The 26,685-nt window shown below is 66.5% G+C and carries 28 protein-coding genes; 22 read left to right on the forward strand and 6 right to left on the reverse strand.

Going from position 1 to position 26,685, the window contains the following annotated elements:
* Positions 1–34: 34 nt before the first annotated feature.
* On the reverse strand, positions 35–1,141 hold the full coding sequence (mnmA, locus tag F7P65_RS14450; RefSeq protein ID WP_150292917.1) for a tRNA 2-thiouridine(34) synthase MnmA: 1,107 nt from the start codon (positions 1,139–1,141) through the stop codon (positions 35–37).
* Between the two features lie 124 nt (positions 1,142–1,265).
* Between mnmA and F7P65_RS14455 the strand changes: the two genes are divergently transcribed.
* The 3 genes from F7P65_RS14455 (at position 1,266) to F7P65_RS14465 (ending at position 2,390) form a co-directional block, all read left to right on the forward strand.
* Positions 1,266–1,562: a hypothetical protein gene (locus tag F7P65_RS14455; RefSeq protein ID WP_150292919.1), complete on the forward strand. Its 297-nt coding sequence runs from the start codon at positions 1,266–1,268 to the stop codon at positions 1,560–1,562.
* 110 nt (positions 1,563–1,672) lie between these two features.
* A complete protein-coding gene (gene sciP / locus F7P65_RS14460) occupies positions 1,673–1,972 on the forward strand; it encodes a CtrA inhibitor SciP (RefSeq protein WP_007687284.1) in 300 nt (99 codons plus the stop codon).
* A gap of 163 nt (positions 1,973–2,135) precedes the next feature.
* Positions 2,136–2,390: a GlsB/YeaQ/YmgE family stress response membrane protein gene (locus F7P65_RS14465; RefSeq protein WP_022682486.1), complete on the forward strand. Its 255-nt coding sequence runs from the start codon at positions 2,136–2,138 to the stop codon at positions 2,388–2,390.
* A gap of 59 nt (positions 2,391–2,449) precedes the next feature.
* Here F7P65_RS14465 and F7P65_RS14470 read toward each other — a convergent pair whose 3' ends face one another.
* Entirely contained in the window at positions 2,450–2,698 is a 249-nt protein-coding gene (locus F7P65_RS14470) for a GlsB/YeaQ/YmgE family stress response membrane protein (RefSeq protein WP_150293100.1), read from the reverse strand.
* A gap of 157 nt (positions 2,699–2,855) precedes the next feature.
* On the opposite strand from F7P65_RS14470, the gene F7P65_RS14475 reads away from it, so the two are divergent.
* The 9 genes from F7P65_RS14475 (at position 2,856) to ribH (ending at position 13,407) form a co-directional block, all read left to right on the forward strand.
* On the forward strand, positions 2,856–4,028 hold the full coding sequence (locus F7P65_RS14475; protein WP_150292921.1) for an efflux RND transporter periplasmic adaptor subunit: 1,173 nt from the start codon (positions 2,856–2,858) through the stop codon (positions 4,026–4,028).
* 52 nt (positions 4,029–4,080) lie between these two features.
* Positions 4,081–7,239, forward strand: coding sequence for an efflux RND transporter permease subunit (locus F7P65_RS14480; RefSeq protein ID WP_150292923.1), 3,159 nt, complete (start codon positions 4,081–4,083; stop codon positions 7,237–7,239).
* Between the two features lie 61 nt (positions 7,240–7,300).
* Positions 7,301–8,578 (forward strand): DUF445 domain-containing protein, encoded by a 1,278-nt coding sequence (locus F7P65_RS14485; RefSeq protein WP_150292925.1) that lies wholly within the window; start codon positions 7,301–7,303, stop codon positions 8,576–8,578.
* A 117-nt stretch (positions 8,579–8,695) separates the two neighbouring features.
* On the forward strand, positions 8,696–9,397 hold the full coding sequence (locus F7P65_RS14490) for an energy transducer TonB (protein ID WP_150292928.1): 702 nt from the start codon (positions 8,696–8,698) through the stop codon (positions 9,395–9,397).
* 22 nt (positions 9,398–9,419) lie between these two features.
* Positions 9,420–9,935, forward strand: coding sequence for a hypothetical protein (locus F7P65_RS14495; RefSeq protein ID WP_150292930.1), 516 nt, complete (start codon positions 9,420–9,422; stop codon positions 9,933–9,935).
* 56 nt (positions 9,936–9,991) lie between these two features.
* Positions 9,992–10,945, forward strand: a complete 954-nt coding sequence (gene ribD, locus F7P65_RS14500; RefSeq protein WP_150292932.1) for a bifunctional diaminohydroxyphosphoribosylaminopyrimidine deaminase/5-amino-6-(5-phosphoribosylamino)uracil reductase RibD — start codon at positions 9,992–9,994, stop codon at positions 10,943–10,945.
* 40 nt (positions 10,946–10,985) lie between these two features.
* On the forward strand, positions 10,986–11,591 hold the full coding sequence (locus tag F7P65_RS14505; protein WP_150292934.1) for a riboflavin synthase: 606 nt from the start codon (positions 10,986–10,988) through the stop codon (positions 11,589–11,591).
* A 97-nt stretch (positions 11,592–11,688) separates the two neighbouring features.
* Positions 11,689–12,972: a 3,4-dihydroxy-2-butanone-4-phosphate synthase gene (gene ribB / locus F7P65_RS14510; RefSeq protein WP_150292936.1), complete on the forward strand. Its 1,284-nt coding sequence runs from the start codon at positions 11,689–11,691 to the stop codon at positions 12,970–12,972.
* A gap of 12 nt (positions 12,973–12,984) precedes the next feature.
* Positions 12,985–13,407 (forward strand): 6,7-dimethyl-8-ribityllumazine synthase, encoded by a 423-nt coding sequence (gene ribH, locus F7P65_RS14515; protein ID WP_150292938.1) that lies wholly within the window; start codon positions 12,985–12,987, stop codon positions 13,405–13,407.
* Between the two features lie 50 nt (positions 13,408–13,457).
* Here ribH and F7P65_RS14520 read toward each other — a convergent pair whose 3' ends face one another.
* Positions 13,458–14,537, reverse strand: a complete 1,080-nt coding sequence (locus tag F7P65_RS14520) for an alkene reductase (RefSeq protein WP_150292940.1) — start codon at positions 14,535–14,537, stop codon at positions 13,458–13,460.
* Positions 14,538–14,607: 70 nt separating this feature from the next.
* On the opposite strand from F7P65_RS14520, the gene F7P65_RS14525 reads away from it, so the two are divergent.
* The 5 genes from F7P65_RS14525 (at position 14,608) to ssb (ending at position 19,002) form a co-directional block, all read left to right on the forward strand.
* Positions 14,608–15,489 carry a DMT family transporter gene (locus F7P65_RS14525; protein ID WP_150292942.1) on the forward strand — a complete coding sequence of 294 codons (882 nt, stop codon included), beginning with the start codon at positions 14,608–14,610 and terminating at the stop codon, positions 15,487–15,489.
* A 10-nt stretch (positions 15,490–15,499) separates the two neighbouring features.
* On the forward strand, positions 15,500–16,165 hold the full coding sequence (locus F7P65_RS14530) for a COQ9 family protein (protein WP_150292944.1): 666 nt from the start codon (positions 15,500–15,502) through the stop codon (positions 16,163–16,165).
* Between the two features lie 88 nt (positions 16,166–16,253).
* Entirely contained in the window at positions 16,254–16,514 is a 261-nt protein-coding gene (locus F7P65_RS14535) for a FeoA family protein (protein ID WP_150292946.1), read from the forward strand.
* Positions 16,511–18,367, forward strand: a complete 1,857-nt coding sequence (feoB, locus tag F7P65_RS14540) for a ferrous iron transporter B (RefSeq protein WP_150292948.1) — start codon at positions 16,511–16,513, stop codon at positions 18,365–18,367. The genes F7P65_RS14535 and feoB overlap by 4 nt, the downstream gene beginning before the upstream one ends.
* Before the next feature lie 50 nt (positions 18,368–18,417).
* Positions 18,418–19,002, forward strand: coding sequence for a single-stranded DNA-binding protein (gene ssb, locus F7P65_RS14545; RefSeq protein WP_150292950.1), 585 nt, complete (start codon positions 18,418–18,420; stop codon positions 19,000–19,002).
* Positions 19,003–19,391: 389 nt separating this feature from the next.
* Here the strand turns inward: ssb and F7P65_RS14550 are convergent, their stop codons facing one another.
* From F7P65_RS14550 to F7P65_RS14560, 3 genes are all read right to left on the reverse strand, one after another.
* On the reverse strand, positions 19,392–20,291 hold the full coding sequence (locus F7P65_RS14550) for a UTP--glucose-1-phosphate uridylyltransferase (RefSeq protein WP_150292953.1): 900 nt from the start codon (positions 20,289–20,291) through the stop codon (positions 19,392–19,394).
* A gap of 169 nt (positions 20,292–20,460) precedes the next feature.
* The gene (locus tag F7P65_RS14555; RefSeq protein ID WP_150292955.1) at positions 20,461–20,898 is read right to left on the reverse strand and encodes a hypothetical protein; all 438 of its coding nucleotides are present in this window, start codon (positions 20,896–20,898) and stop codon (positions 20,461–20,463) included.
* Between the two features lie 199 nt (positions 20,899–21,097).
* Positions 21,098–21,271, reverse strand: a complete 174-nt coding sequence (locus F7P65_RS14560; protein ID WP_150292957.1) for a DUF1674 domain-containing protein — start codon at positions 21,269–21,271, stop codon at positions 21,098–21,100.
* A 108-nt stretch (positions 21,272–21,379) separates the two neighbouring features.
* Here F7P65_RS14560 and htpX point away from each other — a divergent pair, with 108 nt between their 5' ends.
* The 5 genes from htpX to F7P65_RS14585 all read left to right on the forward strand — a co-directional run bounded on the left by htpX (position 21,380) and on the right by F7P65_RS14585 (position 26,673).
* Positions 21,380–22,303 (forward strand): zinc metalloprotease HtpX, encoded by a 924-nt coding sequence (htpX, locus tag F7P65_RS14565; protein WP_150293102.1) that lies wholly within the window; start codon positions 21,380–21,382, stop codon positions 22,301–22,303.
* A gap of 31 nt (positions 22,304–22,334) precedes the next feature.
* Complete coding sequence (locus F7P65_RS14570; protein ID WP_150292959.1) at positions 22,335–23,618, forward strand: RsmB/NOP family class I SAM-dependent RNA methyltransferase; 1,284 nt, start codon at positions 22,335–22,337, stop codon at positions 23,616–23,618.
* Positions 23,619–23,668: 50 nt separating this feature from the next.
* Complete coding sequence (locus F7P65_RS14575; protein ID WP_150292961.1) at positions 23,669–24,154, forward strand: PAS domain-containing protein; 486 nt, start codon at positions 23,669–23,671, stop codon at positions 24,152–24,154.
* Between the two features lie 90 nt (positions 24,155–24,244).
* On the forward strand, positions 24,245–24,907 hold the full coding sequence (rpe, locus tag F7P65_RS14580; RefSeq protein ID WP_150292963.1) for a ribulose-phosphate 3-epimerase: 663 nt from the start codon (positions 24,245–24,247) through the stop codon (positions 24,905–24,907).
* Positions 24,904–26,673: a heparinase II/III family protein gene (locus F7P65_RS14585; protein ID WP_150292964.1), complete on the forward strand. Its 1,770-nt coding sequence runs from the start codon at positions 24,904–24,906 to the stop codon at positions 26,671–26,673. Before rpe ends, F7P65_RS14585 begins: the two co-directional genes overlap by 4 nt.
* The last annotated feature ends 12 nt before the right edge of the window (positions 26,674–26,685 follow it).

Genomic DNA, 26,685 nt, shown 5'->3' on the forward strand with positions numbered 1-26,685 from the left:
CGAAGGGGCGAAAGGGCAAGGTAACGCATAGGATCTAGGCCGCCTCCGCCAGCGCCGCCTCGGTCGCCGCGATCCAGCCGCCGCCCAGCACCCGGTCGCCGGCATAGAGTACCGCCGCCTGCCCTGGCGCCACGCCATATTCCGGCGCATCGAAGACCAGCCGCTCGCCCTCCAGCCGGGCCGGAACCGGCTTCGCCATCGACCGCACCTTGGCGGTCAGCGGCCCGGTGAAATCCCCGCCCAGCCAATTGATGTCGCTCAGCCGCGCCCCCGACACCGCCAGCGCCGCCTTCGGCCCGACGATCACGCGCCGCGCCTCGGCGTCCAGCCGCACGACGTAGAGCGGTTCGGCCTGTCCGCCGATTTCCAGCCCCTTACGCTGGCCGACCGTATAGTGGATCATGCCCTTGTGCGTGCCCATCACGCGCCCGTCGATATGCACGATGTCCCCGCCCTCATCGGCATCGGGGCGCAGCTTGCGCACGATTTTCGCATAATCGCCGTCGGGGACGAAGCAGATGTCCTGGCTGTCGGGCTTCATCGCCACCGACAGGCCCAGTTCCGCCGCGATCTCGCGCACCTGGGGCTTGGGCAGGCCACCCAACGGAAAGCGCAGATAGTCGAGCTGCGCCTGAGTCGTGGCGAAAAGGAAATAGCTCTGGTCCCGCGCCGGATCGGCGGCGCGGTGCAGTTCCGCGCCCTGCGGCCCCTCCACCCGGCGGACATAATGGCCGGTGGCAAGGCAGTCCGCGCCCAGGTCCCGCGCGATCTGGAACAGGTCGGTGAACTTCACCCCCATATTGCACTTCACGCAAGGGATCGGGGTGCGCCCGGCCATATATTCATCGGCGAAATCAGCGATCACCGAATCCCGGAAACGGCTTTCATAATCAAAGACATAATGGACAATGCCGATGCGGTCAGCGACCGCGCGCGCATCGCGAATATCCTGCCCGGCGCAGCAGCTTCCCGTGCGGCCCACCGCCGCGCCATGATCGTAGAGTTGCAACGTCACGCCGATCGTTTCGGCGCCCGTGCGCGCGGCGAGCGCGGCAACGACGCTCGAGTCCACGCCGCCCGACATGGCAACGACGATGCGCCGCGCGTTGAGCGGCTCTGAAAGCTGGAACTGGGGCTGCATGCCCGCGCATATAGTCGCCCCTGCCCCGGCATTCCAGCGGGATTCAACCCGCGAAAACAAGATGGCGCCAAAATCCGGGTCAAGTTTACCGGACCTTATCCTTTAGCGCGTAGACCCCTTTCCCATGGATTTGGGATTCCTTCGGACAGGCGGGCTGAAGCCCAGCTTCGTCAAGCCTATCGGGCGTCGGCGCGTCCCGGTCTGGCCATCGCTGCGGGCTGCTTCGGCGGCGGCGCAGGCGGCCAGCCCGACCGCGCAGGCGGTCGCGGGCGTCCTGCGGGGGCAGGAAATCGAAGGCGACTGGATCCAGGAACTGGCCGATATCCTCGCGCCGCGTTCCAGCGGCCATATCGAGGCTGAAGGGCTTGCGGGTAGCTTTAACCCGTTGATCGCAAACCGTTTAAGGGTGGGGCAAGGATGATGAAAGGGGCGTTTACCGTGGCGCTTTAGACCCTGTTCAGGGCTTGAGGCGCAAACAGTTTCGCACTGCTGAAAAAACGGCAACGCCAGTGCCGCTTATTGAGGGTGATAATGATCGAAAATCAAAAAATCAGACCTGCCCAGGTCGTCGGGCCGCTCGGAGAACCCCTGACTCTGGAGAGCCTGCCGCCGGTGGATACGACCCGCTGGGTCGTGCGCCGCAAGGCGGAAGTCGTGGCGGCCGTAAATGGCGGACTGCTGACCGTGGACGAAGCCTGCGCGCGCTATTCGCTGACGCTGGAGGAATTTGCGAGCTGGCAGCGCGCGGTCGACCGTTCGGGCATGCACGGCCTGCGCGTGACGCGTATCCAATATTACAAGTCGCTCTACGAACGGCAGCAGAAATACTGAACACCCAAAAGGGTCGCATCGCAACGAACAGCAAGGCCGCCGGATCTGGCATCCGGCGGCCTTCTGCTTACCCTTTCATATCGCCTAGGGAACGGAAAGCCGACTTTTCCGTTGAACAGTTCAGCCTTCCCGGAAGGGGCTGTGGTCCAAGGAGAGTAAGACAATGGGCATCATCTTATGGCTTGTCGTCGGCGGCATCATCGGTTGGCTCGCCAGCATGGTCATGCGCACTGACGCGCAACAGGGCATCTTGCTGAACATCGTCGTCGGCATCGTCGGCGCCTTCATCGGCGGCCTGATCTTCAGCGGCGGTTCCATCAACGACGGCCTGACGCTGTACAGCTTCCTGGTGTCGCTGGTGGGCGCCATCGTCCTGCTGGCAATCGTCAATCTGGTGCGGCGCGGCTCGGTCCGCTAAGCGCCTTTCGTTAAGCCGAAGAGGGCCGTGCCAGACGATGGTGCGGCCCTCTTCATGCGTCAGCCGCGCCCGGCGAAGAACCGATAGAGGGCAAGCACGCCGATCGACCCGAACACCGCAGCGATGAAACTGGCCTGCTGGCCCGGCGCATAGACGCCCAGCATCCGCCCGACATAGCCCGCCAGCAGCGCGCCCGCTATGCCCAGCAGGATGGTCAGGACGCAGCCGCCCGGAGCGCGGCCGGGCATGACCAGCCGCGCGAGGGCGCCCGCAAACAGCCCGACGATGATCCACCCCAGCAATTCCATCCCGCCTTCCCCCTTCCGTGTCCGGACCATAGCGCCATAGCTGCGCGGCTTTGGCAAGGGCAGGCGCGGGGATCGTGATAATGGGACTTGAGCGGGGTGATGTATTCTTATAATACAGCAATCCGCGCGGCGCTTTTGGCCGGAAGATGGATTCAGGATGAATTACGAAACCCAATTGGTCGGCGATGTTCCGGCCCATATGCTGGATGAGCGGGAACAGCGCCCGATCTGGCGCAGACGGCTCGTCATCGGCGCGGCCGCCGCGATCGTCCTGATCGCCGTCGCGACGTGGATCGGCATGCGCGGCAAGGGCGCGGACAGCGTTCCGGCGGCGGCGCAGGCACCGGTGGTCACGGTGATCAGCCCCGGCCGGTCGGTCGTGTCGCACACCGTCAACGCCACCGGATCGCTCGCCGCGCGCGTAGACATGCCTGTCGGCGTCGTCGGCGAAGGCGGCGCGGTGACGCGCGTGCTGGCGCAGCCGGGCGACTGGGTCAAGGCGGGTCAGGTGCTGGCGACGGTCGAACGGTCGGTCCAGACCGAGCAGATCCGTTCGCTCGCCGCGCAGGTGGAGGTGAACCGCGCCGACGCCAAGCTGGCCCAGGCGCAGCTCGACCGGGCCAAGGCGCTGGTGGCGCGCGGCTTCATCAGTCAGGCCGACATCGACCAGCGCACCGCCACGCGCGACGCCGCCAATGCCCGCGTCAATGTCGCCGTCGCGCAACTGGCCGAACAGCGCGCCCGCACCGGGCGCCTCGACATCCGCGCGCCGGCAGCAGGGCTGGTGCTGACCCGCACCGTGGAACCGGGCCAGATCGTGGGCGCGGGCAGCGCCGTGTTGTTCCGCATGGCCAAGGACGGCGAGATGGAAATGCTGGCGCAGGTCAGCGAAGGCGATCTGGCCGCGCTGCGCGTCGGCAACGGCGCGACCGTCACGCCGGTGGGCGGCACCGCGCAATTCGCCGGCCGCATCTGGCAGGTCTCGCCCGTGGTCGACAATCAGAACCGTCAGGGCGTCGTCCGCATCGCCCTGCCCTATAATCCGGCGATCCGTCCGGGCGGCTTTGCCTCCGCCTCGATCGTCAGCGGCACCGGCGCCGCGCCGATGCTGCCGGAATCGGCGGTGCAGACCGATGAGAAGGGCCATTATGTCTATGTCGTCAACGGCCGCGAGGAAGTGCAGCGGCGAGACGTCAAGACCGGCCAGGTGACCGATGCGGGCGTATCGATCCTGAACGGGCTTAACGGCGATGAACGCATCGTCGCTTCGGCCGGCGCCTTCCTGACGCCGGGGCAGAAGGTGAAGCCAGAGGTCCGAACGTCGAAATAAGGCCGCGCCGCGCGCCCGTTCCGCGCGCCGCCCGGCAGGCGAGGAAGCCGACATGAGTTTTCGTAATATTTCCGCCTGGGCCATTCGCAATCCGGTGCCGCCGCTCGTGATGTTCGTGGCGCTGCTGCTGGCCGGGATGGTCAGCTTCAGCCGGATGGACGTCAATCAGCAGCCCGACGTCAGTTTCCCCATGGCGAGCGTCGTCGTGCTGCAACCCGGCGCTGCCCCGACCGAACTGGAAACCCAGGTCACCCAGCGCATCGAAGCCGCGGTGCGCGGCATCAGCGGCGTCGATGAAATCACCTCCTGGGTGTCGGAGGGCGAATCCCACACCAGTGTCCAGTTCCAGATCGGCACGCCGGTCGACCGCGCCGTCAACGATGTGAAGAACGCCGTCGACCAGATCCGCAGCGACCTGCCCGAAGGGATATTGGAACCGCAGGTCAGCCGCGTCGACATCGACGGCGGCCCGATCGCCTATTTCAGCGCCGAAGCCACCGACATGACGCTGGAGGAGCTGTCCTGGTATGTCGACAACACCGTCGCCAAGCGGCTGCTGGCGGTGCCCGGCATGGCGGCGGTCAAGCGCGGCGGCGGCGTCAGCCGCGAGATCCGCGTCATCCTGGACCCGGTCAAGCTCCAGTCCCACGGCATCACGGCCAGCCAGGTCAATCAGCAGCTTCAGCAGGTGAACCTGAACGCCGCGGGCGGGCGCACTGAAATCGCCGGCGCCGAACAGGCGATCCGCGTGCTCGGCAACGCCCGCGACGCCTATGCGCTGGGCCAGACCCAGATCGCCATTTCCGGCGGCCGCACCGTCAAGCTCGCCGATCTGGCCGATGTGCGCGACATGTATGCCGAACAGCGCTCGCTGGGGCTGATGAACGGGCGGCAGGTGACCAGCTTCAGCATGGAAAAGGCGAAGGGGTCGTCCGACGTTACCGTGTTCGACGACGCGATGAAGGTGCTGGACCAGCTCAAGAAGGAAAATCCCAAGGTCCAGTACAAGCAGCTTTATACCAGCGTCGAATATACCAAGAACCAGTATCACAGCGCCATGCAGTCGATGATCGAGGGCGCGGTGCTGGCGGTCGTCATCGTCTTCCTGTTCCTGCGCGACTGGCGCGCGACGATCATTTCTGCGCTGGCCATCCCGCTCTCCGCCATTCCCGCCTTCTGGTTCATGGACATGATGGGCTTCACGCTCAACATGACCTCGCTGCTGGCGCTCAGCCTGGTCGCGGGCGTGCTGGTCGACGACGCCATTGTGGAGATCGAGAATATCGTCCGCCACATGCGCATGGGCAAAAGCGCCTATCAGGCCGCCATCGACGCCGCCGACGAAATCGGCCTCGCCGTGCTGGCGACCACCATGGCGATCGTCGCGGTGTTCCTGCCGGTCGGCATGATGCCGGGCATTTCCGGTCAGTTCTTCATCCAGTTCGGCCTGACGGTGGTCGTGGCGGTGCTGCTCAGCCTGGCGGTCGCGCGCCTGATCACGCCGATGGTCGCCGCCTATTTCCTCAAGGCCCATGGCCAGGAAAGCCATGGCGAAGGCTGGCTGATGGATGTCTATATGGCGATATTGCGCTGGTCGCTCGACGAACGCCGCGCCATCGCCCACCGCGCCCGCGGTGGCCGGGCGCGCCTGACCGCCTGGCTTCGCGACCATCGCATCTGGACGATGGGCCTGGGCATATTGGCCTTCATCGCGACCATCGTCGCCTTTGGCACCCTGCCCATGTCGTTCCAGCCAAGCATGGACACGGATTTCAGTCAGGTGAAGATCGAAACCGTGCCGGGCAGCACGCTGGAGCAGACCACAGCCATCACCCGCAAGGTCGCGGACATGCTGGCCGCCGACAAGGACACGGTCGACGCCGCCTTCGCCGACATCCAGACGACCGGCGCCGACATCTTCCTGACGCTGCGCAAGGACCGGCCCACCAGTTCGGTCGAATGGGAACGCAAGGTCGCGCCCAAATTCCAGCAGGTCGCCGACGCGCGGGTCAATTTCCAGTCGCAATCGGGCGGCGGTTTCGGTCGGGACATCATCATCATGTTCGGCAGCGACGATCCGGCCCTGCTGGAAAGGACCGCGAATCGGCTGGTCAAGGAAATGGCGGGCATTTCCCTGATCCGCGCGCCGCGCGTGCAGGGCGACATGAACCGGCCCGAAATCGTCATCAAGCCGCGCTTCGACCTGGCCGCCAGCATGGGCGTGACGACCGCCGCGCTCAGCCAGACGATCCGCGTCGCGACCATCGGCGACATCGACCAGAACAGCGCCAAATTCTCCCTGTCGGACCGGCAGATCCCGATCCGCGTATCGATCGCGGAACACAGCCGCCGCGACATCGCCACGATCGAGAATATGCCGGTGCCCACGGTCAATGGCGGCTCGGTCCCGCTGAAGGTCGTCGCCGACATCGAATTCGGCGCCGGGCCGACGCAGATCCGCCGCTACAACCAGATCCGCCGCATCGTCGTCGGCGCCGACCTCGCCCCCGGCGTCGTCACCAGCCAGGCCATGGCCAAGATCAACGCCCTGCCGACGATGAAGGCGGTTCTGGACGGCAGGATTCAGGGCGTGCAGAAGATCAATATTGGCGACAGCAAGTTCGAAGCGGAGATGATCCAGAATTTCGTCATCGCTGTGATTTCCGGCATCCTGCTGGTGCTGGCGGTGCTGACGCTGCTCTACAAGCGGCTGATGCCGCCCTTCGTGAACCTGGGGTCGCTGCTGCTGGCGCCGCTGGGCGGGGCGCTGGCGCTGCATATCGCCGGGCAACCGCTGTCGATGCCGGTGTTCATCGGCCTGCTGATGCTGCTGGGCATCGTCGCCAAGAACTCGATCCTCGTCATCGACTTCGCGCTGGAGGAGATCGGCAAGGGCGTGCCCAAGCTGGAGGCGATCATCGACGCCGGGCACAAGCGCGCCCAGCCGATCGTCATGACCACGGTGGCGATGGTGGCGGGCATGGTGCCCACCGCCCTGTCGCTGGGCGGCGACGGCGCGTGGCGCGCGCCCATGGGGATCACCGTGATCGGCGGGCTGCTGCTGTCCACCGTGCTGACGCTGGTGATCGTGCCGGCATGCTTCAGCCTTGCGCTGGGGATTGAGGAATGGGTCGGTCCGCGCCTTGGCCGACGCCTGCTGACCTACAAGCCCGGCGATGGCCGCCCGGGCGAAGCGCAGCCGGCGGAATAACGAAGCGCCCGGAAAAGAAGTGCTTGCCTGAACGAAACGGCGGCGTAACCGTTGGTTCGTCATGAAGCTGCTTGCTCCATCCCGGTCCATGGCCCGGCCCGATGCCGACAGCCCAGTCCATCCGGCCCGGCGCATGCGGCTGGTGGCGACCGGCATGCTGCTGGCAATGGCGGCGCTGTTCCTCGGCGCGCGGGCGACGGTGCACCTGCATCCCGCCATCGGCTTCGTCCAGGCCTTTGCCGAGGCGGCGATGGTCGGCGGCCTGGCCGACTGGTTCGCGGTGACGGCGCTGTTCCGTCACCCGCTGGGCCTGCCGATCCCGCATACCGCGATCATTCCGCGCAACAAGGACCGGATCGGGGACACGCTCGCCTTGTTCCTGCGCGACAATTTCCTGACCCCCACCGTCGTCGCCCGGCGGATGCAGCGGCTGGACGTGGCGGGAGCGGCGGGGCGCTTCCTCGCCAGTCCCTCCGGCGGCGACGGGCGGCTGCGCGAAAGCGCCTCCCGCCTTGCTGCCGATCTACTGGAGACGCTGGATCAGGAACGGTTGGGCGGCATGGTGAAGGGCGCCATCGCCCAGCGGCTGCGCGGGATGAACCTGGCCCCGCTGATCGGCCAGGCGCTGGAGGCTGCGATGCGCGACGGCCGCCACGCTCCGGTGATGGACAGCCTCATCCACTGGGCCGACCGCACGCTGGAAGCGAACGACCATCTGATCCGCCAGATGGTGCACGACCGATCCGGCAAGATCATGCGCTGGACGGGTCTTGACGAGAATCTCGCCAATGCGATCATCGACGGGCTGCGCAAGCTGTTGACCGACATGGCGCAGGACCCCGGCCACAGCCTGCGCCTGAAGGCCGAGGAAGGCATGGCGAAGCTCGCCGCCGACCTGCAATTCGACCTGGAGATGCACGCCCGTGTCGCCCGTATCCGCGACGAAATCGTCGACAATCCGGCCATGCAGCGCTGGATCGACGGCCTGTGGGAACAGGCGCGCACCGGCCTGCTGCGCGCGGTCCGCGATCCGGGCAAGGCGATGGCGGGGCGGCTGGGCGAAGCGCTCCGCCAATTGGGCGGCACCTTGCAGGAGGACGCCCGGCTGCGGCTGCTCCTCAATCGCTTCATGCGCCGTGCAGCGGTTGGAGCGACAGCGACCTACGGAGACTCCATCGTGACTCTGGTCAGCGAAACGGTGCGCGGCTGGGACGCGGGCACCGTCACCAGCCGACTGGAACATGCGGTCGGCCGCGACCTGCAATATATTCGTATCAACGGCACGCTGGTCGGCGGTCTGGTCGGTTTAGCCATCCACGCCATCGATACGTTGCTTTAAACGCCCTTCCTTCAAAGGCGGTTCGCTCCCAAAAAATGATGTTGCAACATATCATTGAATAATGTTGTATCATTACATTGCGATTCCCAAGAGATTCGCAAAACAGGAGGATGCGAGATGCGACTGATGACGTTGCGGACGGCAGGCGGGACGACAGGCGACGAGCGGCTTTCCGGCTACAGGAGGGGCAACCGATCCCCCATCGGCATAGGCGGCGCTGTGGCCGTCCATGCCTTGGTCGTCGGGGTGCTTCTGCTGATGCCCAGAGAGATGATCGCGCCCTTCACCGGCGGCACGCTGACCACCTATGACGTGCCCGACCCCGTCCCGCCGCCACCGGAGACATTCGTCCCCGAAACCCACGCCAAGCCCCCCGAAGGCGGTCCGGCCATCATGGCGGTCAAGCCGGTCATCGACACCCCGGCCAACCCTTTCGCGGTCAAGGAAGACCCTCTTGCCACAAGCGGCACAGGCGGTGGGACAGCCACCATCGTCACCCCGCCGGTCACGCCGACCCTGCCCGATCCGGTGCTGGTCGAAGCATCGATCGACCCGCGTGCCCTGGCGGCGTTCCAGCCTGACTATCCCGGCGCGATGATCCGCCAGGGAATGGAGGGCAAGGTCACCGTCCGCGTGGCCATCGGCCCGGATGGCCATGTCACCGGCATAGAACGACTGTCGGCCACGGACGATGCCTTCTGGGTCGCGACCCAGCGTCATGCCTTGCGCAAATGGCGCTTCCGCCCCGCGACTCGGGACGGCGTGGCGATCGGCTCCAGCCGGGTGCTGACCGTTACATTCCGCCTCGCAGACGTCTGAAATCAGGGCAAAGGGGCCGGGCATGGCCGCATCGGACAACAGCGCTTTTGCATCCGGCCCCGCCTTATCCTATATCGGCGCCATGGCGATCTTCCCCCGTCCCGTGTCCCCCAAGAGCGCACTCAGCGATCTGTGGAGTTATTTTGGCAAGGACCGGCCCCATAAATGGCCGTTGCTCGGCCTGTCCGTCGCGTTCACCTGGGTCATCATCTGGGCCTTCATCGTCGACGCCAACACCAACACCATGCCGACGCGCAACAAGATCATCTATGTCCAGAGCTGGGACGCCAACCGTTCCGACGCGGCGATCATCCTCCAGCAGAAGATCGACCTTGCCAAGAGCGAGGCGGCGCTGGCCAAGCAGCAGAAGCGGATGCAGGGTTTCGCCGACGCCTTCGGCATCGAGTGGAAGGAGGAAGCCGCCCGCAACGGCGCGCGCCATCAAGAGGCGTTGAAATATGTCAACGCCCAGCTCGACGCCCGGCTGGCCAAGGCCGAAGCGGAAGAAAAGCCCGCGGCAGGAGCGAAACAGCCCTGAGCCCCCGCAGCAAAGCCGCAATCCCCCCCGCCGATTCCGCAGCGGACCGGCGCTTCATGGCCGCCGCCATCGCCCTGTCGGAACGGGGACGCGGGCTTTCCACGCCCAACCCCAATGTCGGCTGCCTGATCGTCAAGCACGGCCGGGTGGTCGGGCGCGGCTGGACGCAGAGGGGGGGCCGTCCCCATGCCGAGGCGCAGGCGCTGGATCAGGCGATGGACCGCGCCCGCGGCGCCACCGCCTATGTGACGCTGGAGCCCTGCTTCCACCTGTCCCCGCGCGGTCCGCGCTGCGCCGATCTGATGGCCCGCGCCGGCGTGCGCCGCGTCGTGATCGCGCTGCGCGATCCCGATCCGCGCACCGATGGGCAGGGCGCCGCCTGGCTGCGCCAGCGCGGCATCGCGGTCGAAATGGGTCTGATGGCGGAGGAAGCAGCGGCGGCCATGCGCGGCTTCGTGCTGCGTCAGACGCTGGGCCGACCGGCGGTGACGCTCAAGCTCGGCCTGTCGCTGGACGGCCGGATCGCGCTGGCGGACGGGTCCAGCCGCTGGATCACCGGACCGGAGGCCCGCGCCCACGCCCATCTGGAGCGGGCGCGCCATGACGCCATATTGGTCGGCGGCGGCACCTTGCGCGCCGACGCGCCGCGCCTCGACGTGCGCCTGCCCGGGCTCGAGGATCGCTCGCCCCGCCGCCTGCTGCTGAGCCACGGCAAGACGCCAAAGGGCTGGGAGAAGATCGCCGCGCCGGAGGACATCGCCACCCTGGCCCATGTCGATCATCTGCTGGTCGAAGGCGGCGCGCAGACGGCCGCCGCCTTTCTGCGCGCCGATCTGGTCGACCGGCTGCTGCTCTATCGCGCGCCGGTCCTGATCGGCGACGGGCTGGCGGGGATCGGCGCCATCGGCCTTACCGATCTGGCCGATGCGCATGGCCGCTGGCGCCTCGATGACGAGCGGCAATTGGGCAATGACCGGCTGGAGGTTTACCTGAGAAGCCGGAACGCCTAGATCACCGCCCACGTCCCACGGAATTGACAGGCCCCGCTTCATGTTCACCGGCATCATCACCGACATCGGCACCATTCGCACGGCGGAGCAGCGGGGCGACCTGCGTCTCGTCATCGGCTGCGCCTATGAGATGGAGGGCGTCGCCATCGGCGCGTCCATCGCCTGTTCCGGCGCCTGCCTGACCGTGGTGGAAAAGGGCGCCGACTGGTTCGCGGTCGATCTGTCCGCCGAAACCGTCGCCCGCACCGCGCCGGGCCTGTGGGCGCAGGGCGGACGTCTCAACCTGGAACGCGCGCTGAAGGTCGGGGATGAGTTGGGCGGCCATATCGTCACGGGCCATGTCGATGGCATCGGCACGCTGGTGTCCGCCACGGCGGAGGGGGATTCGACCCGCCTCGTCATCGCCGCCCCCGCCGCGCTGGCGCCCGCGCTCGCCGCAAAGGGATCGATCACCGTCGACGGCATTTCGCTGACCGTCAACACCGTCGAGGACCAGGCCGACGGCAGTGTGCATTTCGGGCTGAACATCATCCCGCACACCGCCGCCGCCACGACATTGGACAGTCTCACCGAAGGCCGCGCCCTCAATCTGGAGATCGACGTGCTGGCGCGTTATCTCGACCGGATGCAGAGTTTGCGCCGTTAATCTCCCGCAAAAATGGTAGCAATGTGATTATCTCTTGCCATAATCACATTGCAGTGTGATAAGCGGCGCCAACCCATCCGGGTAAGGAGTCGTTGCCATGTCGTCCGCACTGATCGATACCGTTCGCTCGCTTGTCACTGACGGCGGCATGTCCCGTTCCGGCCTGGCCCGCGCCGCCGGCCTTCACGCCAATTCGCTGCGCAAGCTGGGCGAGGCGGACTGGAACCCCACGGCGGAGACGCTGGGCAAACTCGAAGCCTATCTCGCCAAGCGGGAGGGAGGCACCGCGCTCGCCAGCCCTGAAGAGATCATCAACGAAGCCCGCAACGGCCGCATGTTCATCCTGGTCGATGACGAGGACCGGGAAAATGAAGGCGACCTCGTCATCCCCGCGCAGATGGCGACGCCCGATGCGATCAACTTCATGGCCACCCATGGCCGCGGCCTCATCTGCCTGGCGATGACCAAGGCGCGGATCGAGGAATTGGGCCTCGACCTCATGAGCCGCAACAACGGCACCCGCCACGAAACCGCTTTCACCGTGTCGATCGAGGCGCGCGAGGGCGTCACCACCGGCATCAGCGCAGCCGACCGCGCCCGCACCATCTCCGTCGCGATCGACGGGTCGAAGAGCGCGGACGACATCGTGACCCCCGGCCATGTCTTCCCGCTGGTCGCCAGGGACGGCGGCGTGCTGGTGCGCACCGGCCATACCGAAGCGGCGGTCGACGTCGCCCGCCTCGCGGGCTTGAACCCGTCCGGCGTGATCTGCGAGGTGATGAAGGATGACGGCACCATGGCCCGTCTCGACGATCTCATCCCCTTCGCCCAGAAGCACAAGATGAAGATCGGCACGATCCGCGACCTCATCGCCTATCGCCGCCGGCACGATCACATGGTCGAACGCCGTGCCGAAACCATCTTCAACAGCAAATGGGGCGGCGACTGGAAGGCGATCAGCTTCTTCAACAAGGCGACCCAGACCGAGCAGATGGTGCTGCAGAAGGGCAATGTCAGCCAGGATGAACCCACGCTGGTCCGTATGCATCAGCTGTCGCTGCTCGACGATGTCTATGGCGCGTCGGGTCCTCGCGACGGCTTGCTCGCCAAGTCGATGGAGATCATCGCCGAGCAGGGTTCGGGCATCATCGTCGTCCTGACCAGCCAGTCGCCGGGCGATTTCGTCTCCCGCATCCTGCGTCACCATGCCGGCCAGCCGGGGACGGGCATGGATGAATTGCGCGACTATGGCGTCGGCGCGCAGATTCTGGCCGACCTTGGCGTGCATGACATGATCCTGCTCAGCAATTCGCATCACAGCCTGATCGCGCTTGACGGCTATGACCTCGCCGTGGTTGGGCAACGGGCAATCGAGCTTTAAGGAGCGCTACCCATGGCAAAATTCCTGATCGTCGAAGCGCGCTTCTACGACCATCTGAACGACCTGCTGATCGAGGGCGCGGTCGCCGCGCTGGAAGCGGAAGGCCATAAATATGAAGTGGTGACGGTTCCCGGCGCGCTGGAAATCCCCGGCGCTGTGGCGCTGGCGGCGGAAAGCGGGCGCTATGACGGCTTCGTCGCCATCGGCGTGGTGATCCGCGGCGAAACCTATCATTTCGAAGTGGTGTCGAACGAAAGCGCGCGTGGCCTGATGGCGCTCGGCATGGACGGCATCGCCATCGGCAACGGCATATTGACCGTGGAAAACGAGGCGCAGGCCCTGACCCGCGCCCGCAGCAGCGAAAAAGACAAGGGCGGCGAAGCGGCGAAGGCCGCCATCGCCATGCTCGCCCTGCGCGAAAAATTCGGCGCCTGACAGGCGCGTCGATAAAAAAAGGGGCCGCCGTTGCGCGGCCCCTTTTTTGTTCAGGCCGCTTCCAGCGCGGGATAGTCGACATAGCCCTCCGCGCCCTGGGTATAGAGCGTCGCCTGCCTTATATCGTTAAGCACCGCGCCCGTGGAAAGCCGCTCAGGCAGGTCGGGATTGGAAATGAAAGGCCGACCGAAGCTGATCGCCTGCGCCAGCCCGCTGTCCAGATCGGCCTGCGCCCGCGCGACGTCATAATCGCTGTTGAGCACCAGCGGCCCGGTGAAATGCTGGCGGATCAGCGGCGACTGGCGCGGCACGTCGCTGGCGCCGCGCGTGCCGTCCGGCCGCAATTCGCGCAGTTCCAGGAAAGCGATGCCGATCGGCTCCAGCGCCTGCGCCACTGCCAGCGACAGGCTGGCCGGATCGCTGTCGTCAGTCCCCTGGGTATCGCCGTTCAGCGACAGGCGAACCGCCGTGCGGTCGGCGCCGATGGCATCGGCCACCGCCTGGGTGATTTCCTTGAGCAGCCGCACGCGGTTTTCGGGCGAACCGCCATAGGCATCCTCACGCTTGTTGGTGCCGTCGCGCAGGAATTCGTCGATCACATAGCCGTTGGCGCCGTGAATCTGCACCCCGTCGAACCCCGCCGCGATGGCGTTACGCGCCGCCGTCGCAAAGCTCTCCACCAGCGCCGGAATCTCCTCGGCGTTCAGTGCGCGGGGCTGTTCATAAGGCTTGTTGCCTTCATAGCTATGGGCATGGCCGGGCGCGGTGATCGGGCTGGGCGCGACCGGCTGCTCGCCCGTCACGCTGGAATGGACCAGTCGTCCCATATGCCAGAGCTGGGCGAAGATCCGCCCGCCCGCCTCATGCACCGCCGCCGTCACCGGCTGCCACGCTTCGACCTGCTCCGCCGACCAGAGACCCGGCGCATGGGGCCAGCCCATGCCCTGCTGCGACACGCCGACGCCTTCGCTGATGATGAGGCCCGCCGACGCGCGCTGCCGATAATAGTCCGCCATGATGGACGTCGGCACATGGGCGCGTGTCGCGCGGGCGCGGGTCAGCGGCGCCATCAGCACGCGATTGGGTGCGTGGACCGCGCCGAGCCGGACGGGTTCGAACAGATGGGTCATGAAGAAATTCCCTTTCGAAAGTTGCAAATTGCAACGGGACATCGATGCTGAAGCCAGCTAGGGAGCCGCCATGGTTCCTTCAACCCCCGCCCCTCGCGCCCGCGGCCCAAGATTTGCTTTCCCAGCGCTGATTCTGGCTAATGTCTTCCTGCCTCTGGGGCCGGTGCTGGTGCGCCTGTCCGACGTGGGACCGGTGGCGGCGGCGTTCTGGCGGCTGACCCTGGCGCTGCCCTTCCTGCTGCTGCTGGCCCTTCCGGGCCTGAAGGCCGCGCGCCCCGGTGCCCGCGATTGCGGCGCGATGCTGCTCGCCGGGCTGTTCTTCGCCGCCGACCTCGCCACCTGGCATCTGGGCATTCCGCTGACCAAGGTCACCAACGCCGCCATTTTCGGCAATATGAGCGCCATCCTCCTGCCGCTCTGGGGCCTGCTGGTGCTGCGCCAGATTCCCCGCGCCCCCCAGGCGGTCGCGTTGATCCTGGCGGCCATCGGCGCGGCGATCATGATGGGCGGCAGCTATGAACTCTCTCCCCATTATCTGCGCGGCGACCTGTTCTGCCTGCTCGCGGGGATATTTTACACCGGCTATCTGCTGGTGGTGCAGAATGTTCGGCAGCGGCTGAACAGCTGGTCCATCCTGGCCGGCTCCAGCCTCACCGGCGCGCTGCCCCTGCTGCTCCTCGCTCTCTGGCTGGGCGAGCGGGTGATGCCGGGCAACTGGACCCCGGTGATCGCGCTTGCCTTGTCCAGCCAGCTCATCGGTCAGGGCCTGCTGACCTATGCCATCGCCTGGTTCCCGCCGCTGGTGCTGGGCCTCAGCCTGTTGCTGCAACCCGTGGTTTCGGCGCTGTTCGGCTGGGTCCTGTTCCACGAACTGCTGACCCCCACCGACTTGATCGGCGCCTGCGCCGTGGGCGTGGCGCTGGTGCTTGTGCGCCTGCCCGGCCGGGCGTAGAACCCCGCCCATGACCCCGACGCACGAAGACATGACGCTGGACGAAGTGCGCGCCGCGCTCGCCCCGATATTGCCCCGCCACGCCGCCTTCGATGGCTGGCGCGCCGAGGCCGTGACCATGGCGGCGGAGCAATGCGGCATCGATGCCGACATTGCCGGGCTCGCCTTTCCGGGCGGGACCATGGACATGATCGACGCCTGGTTCGCCAGCGTCGACGCGCGGATGCTGGCCATGCTGCCACCCGAAAAGCTAGCGGCGCTCTCGATTCGCAAGCGCATCCTCGCGCTCATCGAAGCCCGCCTCACCTTGCTGGCGCGCGACCGCGAAGCGCTGCGCCGGGCGCAGGCGATCCTCGCCATGCCGCGCAACGCCGCCCGCGCCGCGAAGCTGGGGTGGCGCGCGGCGGACGGCATGTGGCGCGCGGCGGGCGATGAGACGACCGACCTCAACCATTATACCAAGCGCATGACGCTGGCGGGGGTCTATGCCGCGACCCTGCTGGTTTTCGTCGATGACGAGAGCGAGGACTGGGCCGAAACCCGCGCCTTCCTGGCCCGCCGGATCGAGGGCGTGATGCGCTTCGAACGCGCCAAGGCCCGGTGGAAAGGCATTGGCGGCGGCGAGCGGCTCAGCCTGTCGCGCTTCATCGGGCGGTTGCGCTACCCCGCCATCTGATCCGCCACCGAAGAACAGCGATTCCCGCTGGCCTTTTGCAATCGGTATTGATAGTCACTCGCAGAAGTTTTTGACGAGTGCCTTACCCTTGCGCCTGACCGACCTGCCGCTGCGCCAACCCGCTTATGTGGACCTGATCGACTGGAACGCCCTGTCCGCGTCCGACGGACAGCGGCTTCGCGAATTCGGCCTGTGCGAAGGCGCCAGCGTGGAGGCGCTGCACCATGGCGGCCTGTTGGGGCGCGGGCCGATTGCCTGCAAGGTGGGGCGCATGACCGTGGCGATGCGCCGCAACCATGCCGCCGCCATCACCGTCCGCACGGGGCCCACGGAAGAAGAGGACGCATGACCGGCCTGCCGCTGATCGCGCTGGTCGGCAATCCCAATGCCGGCAAGAGCGCCCTGTTCAACGCCCTGACCGGCGCGCGGCAGAAGCTGGGCAATTATCCCGGCGTCACCGTGGAGCGCAAGGCGGGCCGCTTCTCCCTGTCGGACGGCCGCCCGATCGAGCTGGTCGACCTGCCCGGTACCTACAGCCTCAACCCGACCAGCCCCGACGAACAGGTGACGCGCGACGTCATCCTGGGCAAGCAGCAGGGCGAACGCCTGCCCGACGCGCTGGTGGTGGTGGTCGACGCCTCCAATCTCGACAATCACCTCCGCTTCGCACTGGAGTTGATCGCGCTTGGCCTGCCGACCGTGGTGGCGCTCAACATGGTCGATCTGGCCACCCGCGACGGGCTGGAACTGGACGCCGCCATCCTTTCGCGCGAACTGGGCGTGCCGGTGATCTCCACCGTCGCGGTGCGCAAGCGCGGTCTCGACCATCTGCGCACCGAACTGGAATCGATGCTCGACGGCAGCGCGGGCAAAGTCCGCGCCTCGACCGACCAGCTTGATTTCGACGGCCTGCGCAAGGAAGCCCGCCGCATCGCCCGCGCCGCCATCGTCCGCGAAACCCCATCCCGCCGGATGACGGCGGCGGTCGACCGCGTGCTGCTGCATCCCGTCGCCGGTTTCGTCATCCTGCTGGCGCTGCTGTTCGTGATGTTCCAGGCGGTGTTCAGCTGGGCCGCCGCGCCCGCCGACATGATGGAGGGCTGGGTCACGGCGCTGGGCGAAACCGTCACCGCCATCCTGCCGCCGGGCATTCTCCACGACTTCCTGTTGCAGGGCGTCGTCGGCGGGGTCGGCGCGGTGGTGGTGTTCCTGCCGCAGATCCTCATCCTCTTCTTCTTCATCCTGATGCTGGAGGCGACCGGCTATATGGCCCGCGCCGCCTTCCTGATGGACGCGCTGATGGCGCGGGTCGGCCTGTCGGGCCGGGCGTTCATCCCGCTCCTCTCCTCCTTCGCCTGCGCGGTGCCGGGGATCATGGCGACGCGCACCATCGCCGATTCGAAGGATCGGCTGACCACCATCCTGATTGCACCGCTGATGACCTGCTCGGCGCGGCTGCCGGTCTATGGCCTCATCATCGCGGCCTTCATCCCGGCGCGCAGCGTGGGGCCGGGCATCGGCCTGCAAGGGCTGGTGCTGTTCCTGCTCTATGTGGCCGGCATCGTCGGCGCGATGGTCGCCGCCTGGGCGCTGCGCCTGACCGTGACCAAGGGACAGAGCGGCGGCTTCCTGATGGAAATGCCGAAATATCAGTGGCCCCGCCCGCAGGACATCGTCATCGGCCTGTGGCAGCGCGCCATCATCTTCCTGAAGCGCGCAGGCACCATCATCCTGATGACCAACATCATCCTCTGGGTGCTGGCCAGCTTCCCGCAGGCGCCCGCCGGTATGCGCCAGAGCGAATACAGCATTGCCGGCCGGATCGCGGGCGGCATCCATGTGCTGGTCGAACCGATCGGCTTCAACCGCGACATCAGCCTGGCCCTGCTGCCCTCCATGGCGGCGCGGGAAGTCGCCGTGTCGGCGATCGCCACCGTCTACGCCATCGATGCGGGCGATGATGAGGACGCGATGAACCGCACGCTGGGCGAACGGCTGCAAGGCCGCTGGTCGCTGGCGACGGCGCTGGCCTTCCTCGCCTGGTTCGTGTTCGCGCCGCAGTGCATTTCGACCATCGCCGTCACCCGCCGCGAAACCAATGGCTGGAAGTGGCCGATGTTCATGATCGGATACCTGTTCGCGCTGGCCTATGCCGCCGCCGGGCTGACTTATTGGACCGCCGTGGCGCTCGGTTTAGGGTAGCGTCCGCCCGAGAGCGTTCTATAAGGACCGGCTAACGCATCGGAGGAAACATGGCGGGTTCGGTCAACAAGGTCATTCTGGTAGGCAATCTGGGCGCCGACCCGGAAGTGAAGAGCTTCCAGAATGGCGGCAAGGTGTGCAATCTGCGCATCGCGACCTCCGAAACATGGAAAGACCGCATGTCGGGTGAGCGCAAGGAGCGCACCGAATGGCACAGCGTCTCGATCTTCTCCGAAGGTCTGGCGGGCGTCGCCGAACGCTTCCTGCGCAAGGGGTCGAAGGTCTATATCGAGGGCCAACTGCGCACCCGCAAATGGCAGGACCAGTCGGGCAATGACCGCTACACCACCGAAGTCGTGTTGCAGGGGCCGGGCGCGGTGCTGACCATGCTGGACGGCGCGCCGGGCGGTGGCGGTGGCCAGGGTGGCGGCTATGGCGGCGGCGGTCGCTCGCAGGGCGGCGGCAGCGACTGGGGCGCCAGCTCGGGCAGCTTCAGCGGCGGCAACGACTATGACGATTTCGGCGGCGGCGGCTTCGGCGGCGGCAGCGGTTCGGGCCGCTCCTCGGGCAGCGGTCGCGGCAGCGCGGGCGGGCCGAATTTCGACAATGATCTGGATGACGAAGTCCCGTTCTGAAGGAACGGTGTCCCGGAACAAAAAAGGCGGCGCCCCCGATGCGCCGCCTTTTTTTATCAAGCGGATGGCTGCTATCGGCCATTTGCGGACATCCAGATCATCCGGCATCACCGTCCCCTTGTCGTCACCCCAGCGAAGGCTGGGGTCTCAGGCCGTCAGGGGATGAGGTCCGAATATTCCGCCATTGAGGATTGCTCTCCTCAATGAGCCGGATCTTCCATGCGCGCTTCCATGTCTTCAAAGCCTTTTCGCTGGCATGACGGATAATTTTTCGTCTGATTTCCTGAAACTAATCCGATACCCGCCAGTCCCCTAACCCACCCAACTCAGCCACAAAAAAGGACGGCCCGGCACAAAGCCGGACCGCCCCCGTCCCTAATCCCGACCGTTCAAGCCGCAGCGGCGATCCCGCTGACACCCAGCTCCGCCAGCGCGAACTCGCGGATATGGTCGCCCAGATCCTCGCGATCCAGCGCCAGCGCCAGATTGGCCTCGATATAGCCCGCTTTCGACCCGCAATCGAACCGCCGCCCGTCGAAGGTCACGCCATGGAAAGGCTGGCTCCCGATCATCGACGCCATGGCATCGGTCAACTGGATCTCGCCGCCCGCGCCCTTTTCCTGCGTCTCCAAAATCTTCATGACCTCCGGCTGGAGGATATAGCGGCCCGGCAGGATCAGGTTGGACGGCGCGGTCCCCGGCGCCGGCTTTTCCACCAGCCCCTTCACCTCGGTCAGCGCCCCATCACGCGCACCCGGATCGATCACGCCATAGCTCGGCGTGTCGGCCATCGGCACCTCCAGCGCGCAGACCAGATTGCCGCCGACCTTGTCATAGGCTTCGACCATCTGCTTGAGGCAGCCGCGACCCGGCGCACCCTTCATGAACTCGTCCGGCAGCAGGATCGCGAACGGCTCGTCGCCCACAATATCACGCGCGCACCAGATCGCATGGCCCAGGCCCAGCGGCTCCTGCTGGCGCAGGAACACCGCATTACCCGGCGACAGGCGGGTGCCCTCCAGCGCGGACAGGTCCTTGCCCCGCTCGCGCTGCGTCGCTTCGGCCTCATAGGCCATGTCGAAATAATCCTCGATCGCACCCTTGCCGCGCCCGGTGACGAAGATCATCTGCTCGATCCCCGCCTCCCGCGCCTCGTCGACCGCATATTGGATCAGCGGACGGTCAACGACCGGCAGCAATTCCTTGGGCACGGACTTGGTCGCCGGAAGAAAGCGCGTGCCGAGACCCGCGACGGGGAAAACGGCTTTGCGAATCGGTCTGTAGGACATCAAGTCTCCATTCTCGCTGACGCATTTCCAAAGCTGCCGGCAAGCAGCCAGTGGAAATATGATTCAAGGGTAGCAGAACGGTTCACGCAAAGTAAAACCGCTCAAAAAAGTGCGGACAGAAATTCCGCCCCTCTCCTAAAGATGAAGCGTGGAGGATTATTTAACCCGTTCAGACAGCCAGCAGACGCTGCGCCACCATTTCGAGCGAGCCAATCTCCGCTTCCAATTGTTCGAGCGACACATGCGATTGGTTATTCCGCGCATCGCGGCAGGTGAAGCCGCCGGGCGCGGGCTGCTGAAAGCCGCCGATGATGAGCGACCGGAACCGGTCGATCCTCTGCATGTCGCGCTCTATATCCGATATTTCCATCAATGCGCTGGCGTTGCGCCGGTCCCGCATCGCCACCATGGTCCGCAATTCGGTCATCAATTTGGTCATGCCCGGACGCATACGGGCGCCCACGGTCCGCACATCCCCCATGGATTCGCGCATCATGCCGACCTTGGCCTCCAGGCTCTGTTCCAGCATCGTCCAGGCGCAGACCAGTCGCCCCACCGCACAGAGCAGCGCCGCATCCTCCGGCGCATAATCCGAAACCGACCTCACATTGATTTCCGCAACCACGTTCACTTTACTCGCGCCCCGATATGTTCTGCTTTCCGCTCAAGGGGAAACTGCCCATTTTGCAGCGCAAAAGGCTAGGGGCGGACGGAAAACCCCTCGCACCATCGGCACAGGCCATCGCCAACTGTGCCCAAACAGCGATGAGCCGTTAACCGTGTTTCGCCCAACCGGAACCGACCGGTCAAAAATCGATAGCGATTCCCTTGCGTTCCCAGTCGCCATAGCGAACCGGGCTCAATTCCTCGTCATGGCGGGACAGCTGGTCGATGGGGTCCGGCTGCGGCACGGGCGGGCTCTTGGAAAGATGCGCGGGCGGCTTCACATGCGCGGGGCGCTTGCCGTTGAAGGTTCCCATCGATCCATCCTTTCGATTGCGGGGCAAGCTCCGTCACCCCATATTCACACCTGCCCGCTAAGTGGGCCGCCAGGGAGATTTACGCAAGTGAGTGGTTTTCGGACGGTGATGCTGTTGTCGGCGCTGACGGCGCTGTTCATGGCGTTGGGCTATACGCTGGGCGGCAGCGGCGGGGCGGTAATCGCGCTGCTGGTGGCGGCAGGCATGAACCTGTTCACCTTCTGGAACGCCGACAGGATCGTGCTGTCGATGCACCATGCGCGGGAAGTGGACGCGACCAGCGCGCCGGAATTCTACAATCTCGTCGCGGAACTGGCGCAGCGCGCGAAACTTCCCATGCCCCGCGTCTATCTGATCGACGAACCGCATCCCAATGCCTTCGCCACCGGCCGCGACCCGCAGCATGCCGCCGTGGCCGCCACCACTGGCCTGCTGTCCATGCTGAGCCGGGACGAAGTGGCCGGCGTCATGGCGCATGAACTGGGCCATGTGCGCAACCGCGACACGCTGATCATGACGATGGTGGCGACGATTGCGGGCGCGATCTCCATGCTCGCCAATTTCGGGCTGTTCTTTCGCGGTGGGCACAATGAAAATGGCCACAGCAACATGGTCGCGACCCTGCTGGCGGTGATCGTCGCCCCCTTCGCGGCGATGATCGTGCAGATGGCGATCAGCCGCACCCGCGAATATGGCGCGGACGCCGCGGGCGCGGAGATCAGCGGCAACCCGCGCGCTCTCGCCTCCGCCCTCGCCAAGATTTCGGGCCGGGCGGAAATGATCCCCAACCCGGTCGCCGAGCGCAATCCCGCCGCCGCCCAGCTCTACATCGTGCCGGTGCATGTGAGCGAACTCTTCTCCACCCACCCCGCCACGGAAAAGCGCATTGCCGCGCTGGAAGATCTGGCGCAGGACATGGGCGCGCCGGTCATCACGCAGCGCGCCTCCGCCCTGTCTCCGGCCCCCGCTCCGGTGACGCCCCTAAAGCGCAAATCAAGCGCCCTTGATCCCCTCCGACGCGACAGAGGTTAACTTCGCGGCCAATCTGGCCTAATCGGCGCTGATGGCAAAATCCCCACGCTCCGAAGACGTCCCCGGCCTCCCCGCCCGCCGCGCCGCCCTGCGCCTGCTCGATGCCGTGCTGCGGCGGGGCGACCCGCTGGAACTTGCGCTGCACGGCGCCGCGCAGGGCCTGCCCCCGGCTGACCGCGCTCTTGTCCACGCCATCGTTGCCGAGACGCTGCGCCACCTGCCCGATCTCGACGCGCTGATCGACAGCGCCACCCGTCAGCCGCTCCCGCACGATGCCAAGGCCCGCATGGTCCTGCGCATAGCGCTCATTCAGACCATCGCGCTCGGCACCGCCCCCCATGCCGCCATCGCCACCGCGTTGCCGCTGGTCGACGGCGGCCCGCGCAAGCTGGTCCATGGCGTCTTCGGCACGCTGACCCGCGCCAATCCCGCCCTGCCCTCACCCCCGACCCTGCCGGCCGAGGTTACGGCCCGCTGGGCCGGGCAGTGGGGCGAGGCGATGCCGCAAGCCGCCGCGCAGGCCTATGCCGCCCGCCCGCCGGTGGACCTGACCCTGCGCGACCCCGCGCAGACCGCCCATTGGACCGAGCAGCTGCACGGCCAGAGCTTCGCCCCCGGCCATGTCCGCCTGCCCGAAGGCGCGAACATCCCCGATCTCCCCGGTTTTGCCGAGGGCGCCTGGTGGGTGCAGGATCTCGCCGCCTCCACCCCCGCCCGCCTGCTGGGCAGGGGGGAAGGGCGCCACGTCCTCGACCTCTGCGCCGCACCGGGCGGCAAGACCATGCAACTCGCCAGTGCCGGCTGGCGCGTCACCGCCGTCGATCAATCGAAAAAGCGGCTCGAACGCCTCAGCGAAAATCTGGCCCGCACCGGCCTGTCCGCCGAAATCGCGCAGGCCGACCTGCGCACATGGGCGCCCGACGCCCCCGCCGACGCCATCCTGCTCGACGCGCCCTGCACCGCCACCGGCATCTACCGCCGCCACCCGGACGTGCTGCACCGCATCGGCCCGCGCCAGATCGCGGACCTGGCCGAGCTGCAAGCGGAACTGCTGGCCCGCGCCGCCCCATGGCTGAAGCCCGGCGGCATGCTGATCTACGCCACCTGCTCGCTCGAACAGGCGGAAGGCGAGGAGCAGGTCGCGCATTTCCTGAACGCGCATCCGGATTTCACCTCCGCCCCCGCCACCCCCACCGAATTGCCCGAGGGCATCGCCCCCACGGCGCGGGGCTGGGTCCGCACCCTGCCCGAAACACTCACGGCACAGGGCGGCACGGACGGCTTTTTCGTTGCGCGACTGGTGCGATCCACTTAGTTTTAACCAAATCGCCTCATGGTGCGATCCTGACAGAAAAGGATTCAACCTTGCGCCCGACCGAGCCTCTTCCGCTGCACCATAGCTGGCCGCTCTATGCCCTGCGCGAGCATCTGGCGCCGGTGATGCTGGATGACCGGCTGGCGCGCGACGACGAAGCGCTGGCGGAACGGGGCCTGGGCCTGTGGCATTGCGACCTGACCGACGACAGCCTCAACTGGACCGATGGCGTCTATGATATTTTCGGGCTGGAACGGGACAGCATCGTCCCCCGCCCGCTGGCGATCGCGCTCTATTCACCGGACAGCCGCACCGCGATGGAACAGCTCCGCGCCTATGCCATCCGCCACCGGCGCGGCTTCACGCTGGACGTCGACATCCGCCCGGCGGATGGCGGCGAATGCGCCATGCGTCTGATCGCCGCGCCCATCGTCCAGAAAAATCAGGTGGTTGCCCTGCATGGCGTCAAGCAGTTCCTGCCCAGGGGCGCAGGCCCGTCGAGAGGGCTGGACCCGACATTGTTCGTCCTGTCCTGACCGCTATTTTCCACGGTCGCCAAAATCCCTGTGGATAGCGCGAATCGGGCGTTGCCCTTGGCCCCGGCCAAGGCTAAGGCCAAAGGTCAAATGACCAGCCCGATCCTTATCTCGCCCTCTATCCTGTCCGCCGATTTCGCCCGCCTGGGCGAAGAGGTCCGCGCCATTGACGAAGCGGGTGCCGACTGGATTCACATCGATGTCATGGACGGCCATTTCGTGCCCAACATCACCATCGGTCCCGGCGTGGTGAAGGCGCTGCGCCCGCACACGAAAAAGCCCTTCGACGTCCACCTGATGATTTCCCCGGTGGACCAATATCTCAATGCCTTTGCCGAAGCGGGCGCGGACATATTGACCGTCCACCCCGAAGCCGGTCCCCACATCCACCGCTCGATCCAGCATATCAAGTCGCTGGGCGTGCAGGCCGGCGTGGTGCTCAACCCCGGCACCCCGGCCAAGATGCTCGACTATCTGATGGATGACGTCGACCTGATCCTGGTGATGAGCGTCAACCCCGGCTTCGGCGGACAGAGCTTCATCACCAACCAGCTGCGCAAGATCGAGGCCATCCGCAAGATGATCGAGAAGTCGGGCCGCGACATCCGTTTGCAGGTCGATGGCGGCATCGACTTCATCACCGCCCCCCTCGCCATCGAAGCCGGCGCGGACGTGTTGGTGGCGGGCACCGCGACCTTCCGCGGCGGCGCCTCTGCCTATGCCGACAATATCCGGACGCTGCGCGGCGGGTGAGCGACCGCCGCCGCCTTTCCCCCCATTCCGCCACGCTGGAGGCCGGACCCGGCCCTGAGGAAGACGGAATCGAAGAGGGCAAGCGGCTCATCCGCATCGCGGATGACAAGGGCCTGTCCCTGGCCCAGCGCATTGCCAACCGTTTCTATCTGCTCAGCTGGAAGACGCCGATCCACGGCCGCCGGCTCAAGGGCAAATATCCGCTCAAGCTGCTCGCCGTTCCCGATGATGAAATCCCCGGCAGCGCCCATGCGGGTCAAGCGATCAGGGCCGGCTATTTCCTGTTCCGGGGCCTGAAACAGCCGCTCGGCAAACTGGATTTCGCCGATCCCGGCCTCACGCCCGGCTTCACCGACTATCTGCACGGCTTCCGCTGGCTGCGCGACCTCGCCACCGTCGCTACCCGCGAACAGGCCGCGCCGCTCGCCGAAGGCGTGATGCGCAAATGGCTGGATGCCCATGCCGACACGCCCAGCGAACCCGCCTGGCGCGCCGACAATGCGGGCTGGCGGCTGCTCTTCTGGTCGGCCCATGCGCCACTGATCCTGTCGTCCAGCGACCTTGTCTACCGCTCGCTGGTGCTCAACTGCATCGCCCGCACCGCCCGCCATCTCGACCGCAGCGCGGACAAGGCGCATATCGGCCTGCCCCGTCTCGTCGCCTGGGGCGGCATCGTCGCGGCCTCCATGCTGCTGCCCGGCGGCGCGACGCGCAAGCTGTTCGGCGAAGCGGGCCTCAAGCGCGCGCTCGACAGCGGGCTTCATGCCGACGGCGGCATCATCTCCCGCTCGCCGCTGGACCAACTGGACGCGATCATGCTGCTCACCATGGTGACGGCGGTTTATGATGTGCGCCGCGAACAGGCGCCGCCCTTCCTCAAGGAGGCGCTGGCCAAGGCCGTCCCTGCGCTGCTCGGCCTGGTCCATGGCGATGGCGGCCTTGGCAATTGGCAAGGCGCGGGCGCCGTCGATCCCGCCACCATGGAGGCGGTCATCCGCGCCAGCCGCGTGCGCGCCCGCCCGCTGCGCCAGGCCAATGGCTGGGGCTATCAGCGCCTCGCCGCCAGCGGCACGGTGGTGCAGGTCGACGCCGCCCCGCCCCCGGTCGCGCAACTGGCCGATGCGGGCTGCGCCTCCACCGGCGCGATCGAGATCAGCGACGGACAGCAACGGCTGATCGTCAATTGCGGCGGCGCCGCGCTGGAGGGCGCGTGGATCACCCGCGATCTCGCCCAGGGCCTGCGCACCACCGCCGCGCACAGCACGCTGGTCCTCAACGACAGCAACTCCACTGCCCTGCTGCCCGATGGCACGCTGGGCAAGGGCGTTACCGAAGTCGAGATCAACCGCCAGGAAACGGAGAGCGGCAGCCGCCTCGATCTGTCCCATGACGGCTATGTCCGCCGCATGGGCTATGTCCACCGCCGGCTGTTGCTGATGAGCGGCGATGGCAAGGAAATACGGGGCGAGGACATGCTGACCCCCGCCGCCCGCCGCCGCAAGCCGGTGAAGCTGCCGGTCCAGCTCCGCTTCCACCTCGCCCCCGGCGTGGAACCCACGCCCACCGCCGATGGCATGGGCGCGCTGCTGCGCATCGACCATGGCGCCACCTGGCAATTCCGCGCCAATGCCGGGAAACTGGCAATCGAGGAAAGCCTCTGGACCGACGCCGAAGGCCGCCCCCATGGCACGCGCCAGCTCGTCATCACCGCCGAAGCCCTCCCCGGCGGCTCTACCATCGGCTGGCTGTTCAAGAAGGTCGGCTGAAACCCGACTGCA

Source organism: Sphingobium estronivorans (genome assembly GCF_008692605.1).
GTDB lineage: Bacteria > Pseudomonadota > Alphaproteobacteria > Sphingomonadales > Sphingomonadaceae > Sphingobium > Sphingobium estronivorans.

What these genes read in the sequence shown, in the direction of transcription:
- mnmA (WP_150292917.1), bottom strand. Translation starts at nt 1,141, where the DNA reads ATGCAGCCCCAGTTCCAGCTTTCAGAGCCGCTCAACGCGCGGCGCATC.
- F7P65_RS14455 (WP_150292919.1), top strand. Translation starts at nt 1,266, where the DNA reads ATGGATTTGGGATTCCTTCGGACAGGCGGGCTGAAGCCCAGCTTCGTC.
- sciP (WP_007687284.1), top strand. Translation starts at nt 1,673, where the DNA reads ATGATCGAAAATCAAAAAATCAGACCTGCCCAGGTCGTCGGGCCGCTC.
- F7P65_RS14465 (WP_022682486.1), top strand. Translation starts at nt 2,136, where the DNA reads ATGGGCATCATCTTATGGCTTGTCGTCGGCGGCATCATCGGTTGGCTC.
- F7P65_RS14470 (WP_150293100.1), bottom strand. Translation starts at nt 2,698, where the DNA reads ATGGAATTGCTGGGGTGGATCATCGTCGGGCTGTTTGCGGGCGCCCTC.
- F7P65_RS14475 (WP_150292921.1), top strand. Translation starts at nt 2,856, where the DNA reads ATGAATTACGAAACCCAATTGGTCGGCGATGTTCCGGCCCATATGCTG.
- F7P65_RS14480 (WP_150292923.1), top strand. Translation starts at nt 4,081, where the DNA reads ATGAGTTTTCGTAATATTTCCGCCTGGGCCATTCGCAATCCGGTGCCG.
- F7P65_RS14485 (WP_150292925.1), top strand. Translation starts at nt 7,301, where the DNA reads ATGAAGCTGCTTGCTCCATCCCGGTCCATGGCCCGGCCCGATGCCGAC.
- F7P65_RS14490 (WP_150292928.1), top strand. Translation starts at nt 8,696, where the DNA reads ATGCGACTGATGACGTTGCGGACGGCAGGCGGGACGACAGGCGACGAG.
- F7P65_RS14495 (WP_150292930.1), top strand. Translation starts at nt 9,420, where the DNA reads ATGGCCGCATCGGACAACAGCGCTTTTGCATCCGGCCCCGCCTTATCC.
- ribD (WP_150292932.1), top strand. Translation starts at nt 9,992, where the DNA reads ATGGCCGCCGCCATCGCCCTGTCGGAACGGGGACGCGGGCTTTCCACG.
- F7P65_RS14505 (WP_150292934.1), top strand. Translation starts at nt 10,986, where the DNA reads ATGTTCACCGGCATCATCACCGACATCGGCACCATTCGCACGGCGGAG.
- ribB (WP_150292936.1), top strand. Translation starts at nt 11,689, where the DNA reads ATGTCGTCCGCACTGATCGATACCGTTCGCTCGCTTGTCACTGACGGC.
- ribH (WP_150292938.1), top strand. Translation starts at nt 12,985, where the DNA reads ATGGCAAAATTCCTGATCGTCGAAGCGCGCTTCTACGACCATCTGAAC.
- F7P65_RS14520 (WP_150292940.1), bottom strand. Translation starts at nt 14,537, where the DNA reads ATGACCCATCTGTTCGAACCCGTCCGGCTCGGCGCGGTCCACGCACCC.
- F7P65_RS14525 (WP_150292942.1), top strand. Translation starts at nt 14,608, where the DNA reads ATGGTTCCTTCAACCCCCGCCCCTCGCGCCCGCGGCCCAAGATTTGCT.
- F7P65_RS14530 (WP_150292944.1), top strand. Translation starts at nt 15,500, where the DNA reads ATGACCCCGACGCACGAAGACATGACGCTGGACGAAGTGCGCGCCGCG.
- feoB (WP_150292948.1), top strand. Translation starts at nt 16,511, where the DNA reads ATGACCGGCCTGCCGCTGATCGCGCTGGTCGGCAATCCCAATGCCGGC.
- ssb (WP_150292950.1), top strand. Translation starts at nt 18,418, where the DNA reads ATGGCGGGTTCGGTCAACAAGGTCATTCTGGTAGGCAATCTGGGCGCC.
- F7P65_RS14550 (WP_150292953.1), bottom strand. Translation starts at nt 20,291, where the DNA reads ATGTCCTACAGACCGATTCGCAAAGCCGTTTTCCCCGTCGCGGGTCTC.
- F7P65_RS14560 (WP_150292957.1), bottom strand. Translation starts at nt 21,271, where the DNA reads ATGGGAACCTTCAACGGCAAGCGCCCCGCGCATGTGAAGCCGCCCGCG.
- htpX (WP_150293102.1), top strand. Translation starts at nt 21,380, where the DNA reads ATGCTGTTGTCGGCGCTGACGGCGCTGTTCATGGCGTTGGGCTATACG.
- F7P65_RS14570 (WP_150292959.1), top strand. Translation starts at nt 22,335, where the DNA reads ATGGCAAAATCCCCACGCTCCGAAGACGTCCCCGGCCTCCCCGCCCGC.
- rpe (WP_150292963.1), top strand. Translation starts at nt 24,245, where the DNA reads ATGACCAGCCCGATCCTTATCTCGCCCTCTATCCTGTCCGCCGATTTC.